The sequence below is a fragment of the Phytohabitans sp. LJ34 genome (assembly GCF_052068095.1).
Taxonomy (GTDB): Bacteria; Actinomycetota; Actinomycetes; order Mycobacteriales; family Micromonosporaceae; genus Phytohabitans.
This window is the reverse complement of the sequence record NZ_JBQHDG010000013.1, coordinates 283,135-290,369: the sequence shown is the minus strand read 5'-3', so window position 1 is coordinate 290,369 and position 7,235 is coordinate 283,135. Positions and strand designations below refer to the sequence as shown.

At 70.7% G+C, this 7,235-nt stretch carries 6 protein-coding genes; 5 read left to right on the top strand and 1 reads right to left on the bottom strand.

All coding sequences use genetic code 11. The annotated features are described in order from the left end of the window. The first annotated feature begins 184 nt into the window (after positions 1–184). The 4 genes from ACTMTJ_RS24125 to ACTMTJ_RS24110 all read left to right on the top strand — a co-directional run bounded on the left by ACTMTJ_RS24125 (position 185) and on the right by ACTMTJ_RS24110 (position 4,567). Entirely contained in the window at positions 185–457 is a 273-nt protein-coding gene (locus tag ACTMTJ_RS24125; RefSeq protein ID WP_441219979.1) for a DUF6412 domain-containing protein, read from the top strand. A gap of 85 nt (positions 458–542) precedes the next feature. Continuing rightward, positions 543–1,109, top strand: a complete 567-nt coding sequence (locus tag ACTMTJ_RS24120; RefSeq protein ID WP_441219978.1) for a YidC/Oxa1 family membrane protein insertase — start codon at positions 543–545, stop codon at positions 1,107–1,109. An 83-nt stretch (positions 1,110–1,192) separates the two neighbouring features. After that, a complete protein-coding gene (locus tag ACTMTJ_RS24115) occupies positions 1,193–2,602 on the top strand; it encodes a carbohydrate-binding protein (RefSeq protein WP_441219977.1) in 1,410 nt (469 codons plus the stop codon). Between the two features lie 174 nt (positions 2,603–2,776). Beyond that, on the top strand, positions 2,777–4,567 hold the full coding sequence (locus ACTMTJ_RS24110) for a carboxypeptidase regulatory-like domain-containing protein (protein ID WP_441219976.1): 1,791 nt from the start codon (positions 2,777–2,779) through the stop codon (positions 4,565–4,567). 38 nt (positions 4,568–4,605) lie between these two features. On the opposite strand, the gene ACTMTJ_RS24105 is transcribed toward ACTMTJ_RS24110, so the two are convergent. Continuing rightward, positions 4,606–5,673: a LacI family DNA-binding transcriptional regulator gene (locus tag ACTMTJ_RS24105; RefSeq protein WP_441219975.1), complete on the bottom strand. Its 1,068-nt coding sequence runs from the start codon at positions 5,671–5,673 to the stop codon at positions 4,606–4,608. A 177-nt stretch (positions 5,674–5,850) separates the two neighbouring features. Between ACTMTJ_RS24105 and ACTMTJ_RS24100 the strand changes: the two genes are divergently transcribed. Further along, positions 5,851–7,230, top strand: a complete 1,380-nt coding sequence (locus ACTMTJ_RS24100; RefSeq protein WP_441219974.1) for a chitinase — start codon at positions 5,851–5,853, stop codon at positions 7,228–7,230. Positions 7,231–7,235 lie beyond the last annotated feature (5 nt).

Here is a 7,235-nt window from a genome sequence, read left to right as displayed (position 1 = left end):
GCAGCGCGGGTCGGGGATCTCGGCGAGCGCCAGCTCGCCGCCGACCCGCGCGGTCTCCGGCGGGAGCAGCGGTCCGCAGCTGACACGGACCCGGGCAAACTCAAGCTTGACGCACACCACGACGGCCTTACCCTTCCCGTAGGGTCTCTTAGACAGCTGGCGTCGGGTTTCTAGGCTGGCGGGCGTGCGGGCGTTGATGGGGCTCCTGGGCGCGTGGGCGATCGCCCTCGCGTTCGCCGGGCAGCCCGCCGAGGTTGCCCTCGCCGTGGCCGTCGGCCTTCTCGCCGTCGCGGTCGCCGGGCATCTCGCCGGCGCGTCGCGCGCCGTCCCCGGGCGGCCGGTCGGGTGGGCCGCGGCGCCGGTGCGGGCGCGGGCCGCCGTGCCTCGCTATGTCGATCCGGACGCCGCCGGGCGTCCACGTCCTCGAGCACCTTCGGGTTACCCCTCCGCCGCGTAGCCGGAGTCCGTCCGGATAGGACGGAGCCGGGCTTCGCGGTGGGCGATGCGTCCTGTCCACGCGGTAGCCACCGAGGGGTTTCGCCGTGCTCGATTACGTTGTCAACCTTGCCCATTTCGCCGTGTCCACGATCGCCAGCGGGGTCGCGCCCGCCTTCGGGCCGGCGGCCGCCGCCGTGGCGATCGTGCTCTTCACCGTCGCCGTACGGCTGGTGATCTCGCCGTTGAGCTGGGCGCAGGTCCGGGGTGCCCGGGTCTCGCCGCTCGGCGGCTGCCTGCCCGCGCTCGTGCAGGCGCCCTTCTTCTTCGTCATGTACCGCCTCTTCACCACCCCCAACGACCTGCTCGACGCCGAGCTTGCCGGTGTGCCGCTCGGCCACCACCTGACCGACGGCCTTAGCCCCGCGGGCGTGGTGGTCTACGCGCTCATGTTCACCGTGCTGGCGGTGCTGGCGCGGCTGTCCTCGAAGCGCGTGCGAGCCGCCACGGCCGAGGGGAGTGCGGAAGCCGTCGCGGTGGGGCGGGTGCTGGCGCTGCTGCCGTACGGCACGGTGGTGTTCGCCGCGTTCGTGCCGCTCGCGGCCGGGATCTACCTCGTCACCACCACGGCGTGGACGGCCCTGGAGCAAGGAGTGCTCCGGAGACATCGATGAGTGTTGACAATTTGTTGCCCCGGACGTAAAACTCTGAGAGAGCGCTCTCACGGCCCCGTCCACCCCCACGAGAGAAGCCATCCATGAGAGATATCGCAATGTCGTCCAGACCCCGGCGCGGTCGCGTGCTGATCGCCGCCGCCGCGGTCTCCGCCGTGGTCGCGGCCATGCTCGCCGTGACGGTCAACGCCCGCGCCGCGCTGCCACCCACCCCTTCGGGCTGGAGCCTCGTCTGGAGCGACGACTTCACCGGGCCCGCCAACACCCTGCCCTCGTCCTCGAACTGGATCATCGACACCGGCACGCAGTACCCGGGCGGCCCGGCCAACTGGGGCACCGGCGAGATCCAGACCTACACCAACAGCACCTCGAACCTCCGCCAGGACGGCAACGGCAACCTGGTGATCACGCCGATCCGCAGCGGCTCCGGCCAGTGGACCTCGGCGCGGATCGAGACGCAGCGCGCCAACTTCAAGCCCCCGGCCGGCGGCGAGCTGCGCATCGAGGGGCGCATCCAGATGCCCAACATCACCGGCGCCGGCGCGGCCGGCTACTGGCCGGCGTTCTGGGCGCTCGGCTCGCCGTACCGGGGCCAGTACTGGAACTGGCCGGCGATCGGCGAGTTCGACATCATGGAAAACGTCAACGGGATCAACTCGGTCTGGGGCGTGCTCCACTGTGGAGTCAACCCGGGCGGCCCGTGCAACGAGACCACCGGCATCGGCGCCAGCCGCGCCTGCCCCGGCAGCTCCTGCCAGTCGGCGTTCCACACCTACCGCTTCGAGTGGGACACCAACCCGCAGCAGCTGCGCTGGTACGTCGACGGCCAGCTCTACCACACCGTCAGCCAGTCTCAGGTCGGCGAGCCGCACTGGACCAACATGACCAGCCACGCCGGCTACTTCATCCTGCTGAACGTGGCGATGGGCGGCGCCTTCCCGAACGCCGTACCCGGTGGGCAGACGCCGACCGCGGCGACGGTCTCGGGCGTCCCGATGCTGGTGGACTACGTCGCGGTCTACCAGACGGGCGGGGGCACCAACCCCACGACACCGCCACCGACCACCACACCGCCGCCGAGCGGCAACCGGGACGCGTACTCGCCGATCCAGGCGGAGTCGTTCAACGCGCAGAGCGGCCTGCAAACCGAGACGTGCAGCGAAGGTGGGCTCAACATCAGCCACATCGCGAACGGTGACTGGGCCCGCTACGACAACGTCAACTTCGGCTCTTCGGCACCGCGTGACTTCGTGGCGCGCGTGGCGTCCGGAGCGGGCGGCGGCATCAGCGGCCTCGTCGAGGTGCGCCTAGACAGCCCGACCGGCCAGCTACTGGGCAACTTCGCACTGGCCAACACCGGCGGTTGGCAGAGCTGGCAGACCATTCCCGGCGCGGCGGGCGGGGTGACCGGCACGCGGACGGTCTACCTGAAGTTCGCCAGCGGGCAGCCGGCCGACTTCGTCAACGTCAACTGGTTCCACTTCAGACGGTGAGTGAGGAGCCGGGGCGGCCGCACCGCCCCGGCTCCACATTGACTGGCCGGCGGATGGATTCCCCGCCATCCGGCTGAGCCGACCATCGCGAGCGTCCTGTCACCGTGCACGGAGCGGGATGGAGCCGGGCCGACCGGCCGGACAAACCGCGGACGCAGGCGGAAACGGGGAATCATGGAGCGTAAAGTGCTGCGCGCGCTGGGCGCCGCGGCGGTCGCCGGGCTGATGGCCGTCATGGGCCTCACCGGACCGGCGCGGGCGGCGGAGGCCGCCGGGCTGGATGGCACGATCACCGACAAGCTGACCGGCGAGCCGGTCGCCGGGGCCGGCATCGTCATCGAGCGACAAGACGGTTCCAACTGGAACTTCGTCAACAGCGACGCGGACGGCCGCTTCGCGTTCCCGGATGCCCCGGCCGGCGAGTACGTCGTCCGCGTCCTGGCGAACGGGTACGTCGAGCAGTGGCTCTACGGCCACCGGGAGCGCTGGGAGGCCGACCTGATCACGGTGCCGGCCACCCTTCAGATTCCGTTGATGCCGATCCAGTACGGCGACGTCGCCGGGCGGGTCGTGGGCCAGAAGGGTGGCGGCATTCCCAACGTCTACGTCGAGCTGCGGCGCGGCGGCAACTGGGTGGCCGGCACCGGGACGGACGACCGCGGGCGATACCGCTTCGAGCGGGTCGAGGCCGACTCCAACTACACGACACAGTTCAGGTTTCCGAGTGGCCAGGTGCTCTTCAACGGCGGGGCCACGTCCGAGGGGGACGCGGTTCCCTTCGCCGTGGCGGCGGACGCGACGACCACCGTCGACCTCACCCGGCCGCCGGTCGGGCACCTCACCGTGCGCACGGTCGACAAGGTGACCGGCGCCCCGATCGCCGGCTACTGCTGGTATCCGCAGGACGGCCCACTCAACTTCTACACCACCTGCACCGACAGTCAGGGCCGAGCCCAGATCCGCGACCTGCCGGTCGGCGCGTACGGCGGTGGCGGCTACGACCCGAACGAGGTCTACGTCAACGGCCACTTCGGCCTGGTGACCGTGACCGAGGGCGAGACCGCGCGGACCACCGTGCGGCTGGAGAAATCCGTCAGCCTGCACGTGGACTTTGTCGACGCGACCACTGGTGACCCGGTCGAGGGCGCATGCGTCACCCTGGCCGACCCGGTGCGCACCGACACCGGGCAGAGCGGCAGCTGTGGTTCCGAAGTGGACTTCGAAAACCTCTTCGCGCAGGAGCACTTCCGGCTGTTCGTCACTCCGTACGACGGGGCGCACGGCGCGCAGTGGGTCTCGACGACCGGCGGCGGCACCGGCGACCCGGCCCAGGCCAAGGTCTTCAAGCCGGTGCCGGGCGAGCGGATCCGGGTAACCGCCAAGCTCGACGGCGCGGGCACCGTGACCGGAGTCGTCCGCGACGTCGCGACCGGAGCCGGCGTGCGCTCCGTGTGCCCGAGCCCGACCGGGCCGGCTATGAGCTACGGCCCGGGGCCCAACTCCAGCTGCACCGAAGACGGCGGCGAGTACACGATCCGCAACCTCGGCCCGTACCAGTGGAAGCTCGCCTTCCCCGCGTTCGACGGGGTGCACGCGTGGGCCTGGTCCGGCAACGCCGCCAACCGGACGTCCGCCACGCCGGTGCGGGTGGTGGCAGGCGAAACCACCACATTGGACGTGGCTCTGCCGTTCACGGGCACGGTCAGCGGCACCGTCACCGTGCCCGCCGGGACATGCCTGAGGTGTGTGGGCATCACCGCCGCCGACCCGACGACCGGTGACTGGGCCGGCATCCAGCCGTCGGTCCGTGCCGACGGCACGTTCACCATGAAGGGTTTCAACACACAGGAAGTTCGACTGTTCTACAGCGTGGGCGACGGCCGGGTGGCCTACCCGGAGCTGATCAGCGCCACCGCGGGCGAGGCCGTCACCGGCATCGCGATCGTCGTGCCGGGCACCGCCTAGCGCCGACCACGTCGGAGGCCGGGGTCACCAGCCCCGGCCTACGACAGCCCCCGCTCCACAAGCGACGTGGGCAGCGTGACCGTGCGCGGCCACGAACGCTCGCCCGCGATCCGCTGGAAGAGCAGGTCGGCGGCGGTGCGGGCCAGCTGTCGCGTGTCGTGAGCCACGACGGTCAACCGCTGCGGCATCAGGAACGACAGCTCGAAGTCGTCGAAGCCGACCACCTCGACCTGGCTTTTGCGCCGCCACAGCTCCTGGAGCACGCCGACCGTGATCCTGTTGTTGAGGCTGAAGAACGCGGTCGGCGGCGCGTCCGCGTCGAGCATCGCGGCCACCGCCGCGGCCGCCGTCTCCGGGTCGTGCACGCCGTCGGCGACGAGCCGTTCGTCGTACGCGATGCCGGCCTCGGCCAGCGCCTCCTGGGCGCCGCCCACGCGCTCGCGCATCGTGTAGACGGCGACCGAGTCGAGCAGGATGCCGATGCGCCGGTGGCCGTGCTCCAGCAGCCGCCGCACGCCCGCCTGGGCGCCGCCCCGGTTGTCGAGCAGCACGGTGTCGGCGAGCAGGCCGCCGGCCGGGCGGTCGAGGAAGACGACCGGCGTGCCCATCTCCACCTCGGGCCGCAGGAACGAGTGGTCGTATCCGGCCGGCACGATCAGCAGCCCGTCGACCCGGCGCGAGCAGAGGTCGCGGAGCAGCTGCTGCTCGCGCTGCGGATCCTCCTCCGAGCTGGCGGTGATCAGCAGCGTCTCGTGCTGGGCGGCGACCTCGGCCGCCACCGCCGCGATCGTCGAGTAGAACGGGTTGGCCAGGTCTTCGATGATCAGCCCGATCGTGGCCGTGGACTGCCCCGACCGAAGTGTGCGGGCCAGGTGGTTGCGCCGGAAGCCCAGCTCCGCCACGCTCGCCAGCACCCGGTCGATGAGCTGCTGCTGCACGTTGGGCTCGTTGTTGACGACGCGCGAGACCGTCTTGATGCTCACGCCCGCGTGCCGGGCCACGTCGACCATGGTCGGCCGGCGGGCCGGCTCGGGCGCGCGCCGGACCGGGTGGGCGGCGCGATCCGCACCGCTCTCACCCACCTGGCCCGACGCCTCGGCGTTCATCTGTGGCACGGTACCGCGCGATACCGCTGCGTATAGACCTCCACTATGTAAATTCGAGCGGCCGAACCGGTCGTCTTTTCCGGCGCCGATGGACGGGGTCGCGGTCAACCTCGCAAGGGTCTTTACAGTTTCTGTTAACAGTCCTAATAATTAGGCAACCGTCCATGGGAGGTTGCCGTGACTCGTTCCAAAGCCTTGCTCATCACGCTCGCGATGGCCCTGGCCGCCGGGATCGCGGCGATCTGGTTAGCGCCCGCGGCTTCCGCGGCGACGCCCACGGCGGTGTTCACCAAGACGTCCGACTGGGGCTCCGGGTGGGAGGGCAAGTACACGATCACGAACGGCGGCACCGCGACGATCACGTCCTGGACGGTGGTCTTCGACCTGCCCGCCGGGACGACGGTCGGCACGTACTGGGACGCGCTGATGACCTCGTCGGGCCAGCGGTACACGTTCACCAACCGTTCGTGGAACGGGACGCTGGCGCCGGGCGCGTCGACGTCCTTCGGCTTCCTGGGCGGCGGGTCGGGCTCGCCGCTCAACTGCACGCTGAACGGCCAGGCCTGTGGGGGCGGGACCACGCCTCCCACAACCGCACCCCCGACGACGACCGCACCGCCGACCAGCCCACCGCCCACGACGCAGCCGCCGATCGGGCCGCTGCCCAAGCACTTCCTCACCGGGTACTGGCACAACTTCGTCAACCCGGCCGTCGAGCTGCGGCTGCGCGACGTACCCAACGAGTACGACCTTGTGGCGGTGGCCTTCGCCGAGGCGAGCAGCACGCCCGGCGCGGTGACCTTCGGCGTCGACCCGGGGCTGGCGAGCGCGCTGGGCGGCTACACCAACGCCGACTTCAAGGCCGACGTGCAGGCGCTCAAGGCGCGCGGCAAGAAGGTCATCATCTCGGTCGGCGGCGAGGCCGGTCGGGTCTCCGTCGGTGACTCCGGTGCCGCGACAAACTTCGCCAACTCGGTCTTCGCGATCATGCAGGAGTACGGCTTCGACGGCGTCGACATCGACCTGGAGAACGGCCTCAACCCGACCTTCATGGGCCAGGCGCTCCGCGCACTGCGCTCGCGCGCCGGCGCCAACCTGATCATCACGATGGCCCCGCAGACCATCGACATGCAGTCGACCGGAGCGTCCTACTTCCGCCTCGCGCTGGACATCCGCGACATCCTCACCGTCGTACACACGCAGTACTACAACTCGGGCTCGATGCTCGGCTGCGACCAGTCTTTCGCCTACTCGCAGGGCACCGTCAACTTCCTCACCGCGCTCGCCTGCATCCAGCTGGAAAACGGCCTGCGCCCCGACCAGGTCGCGCTCGGCCTGCCCGCCGGACCCGGCGCGGCCGGCGGCGGGATCGTCGCGCCGAGCGTGGTCAACCAGGCGCTCGACTGCCTGGCCCGCGCCACCAACTGCGGCAGCTTCCGGCCGCCGCGCACCTACCCCGGCATCCGGGGCGCGATGACCTGGTCGATCAACTGGGACGTCGCGAACGGCAACGGCTTCGCCCGCACCGTCAAGCCCCACCTCGGCACGCTCCCGTAGCAGGA

Bases quoted from the DNA above. Each gene is read 5' to 3' on its own strand.
- ACTMTJ_RS24110 (WP_441219976.1), top strand. From the start codon at position 2,777: ATGGAGCGTAAAGTGCTGCGCGCGCTGGGCGCCGCGGCGGTCGCCGGG.
- ACTMTJ_RS24115 (WP_441219977.1), top strand. From the start codon at position 1,193: ATGAGAGATATCGCAATGTCGTCCAGACCCCGGCGCGGTCGCGTGCTG.
- ACTMTJ_RS24105 (WP_441219975.1), bottom strand. From the start codon at position 5,673: ATGAACGCCGAGGCGTCGGGCCAGGTGGGTGAGAGCGGTGCGGATCGC.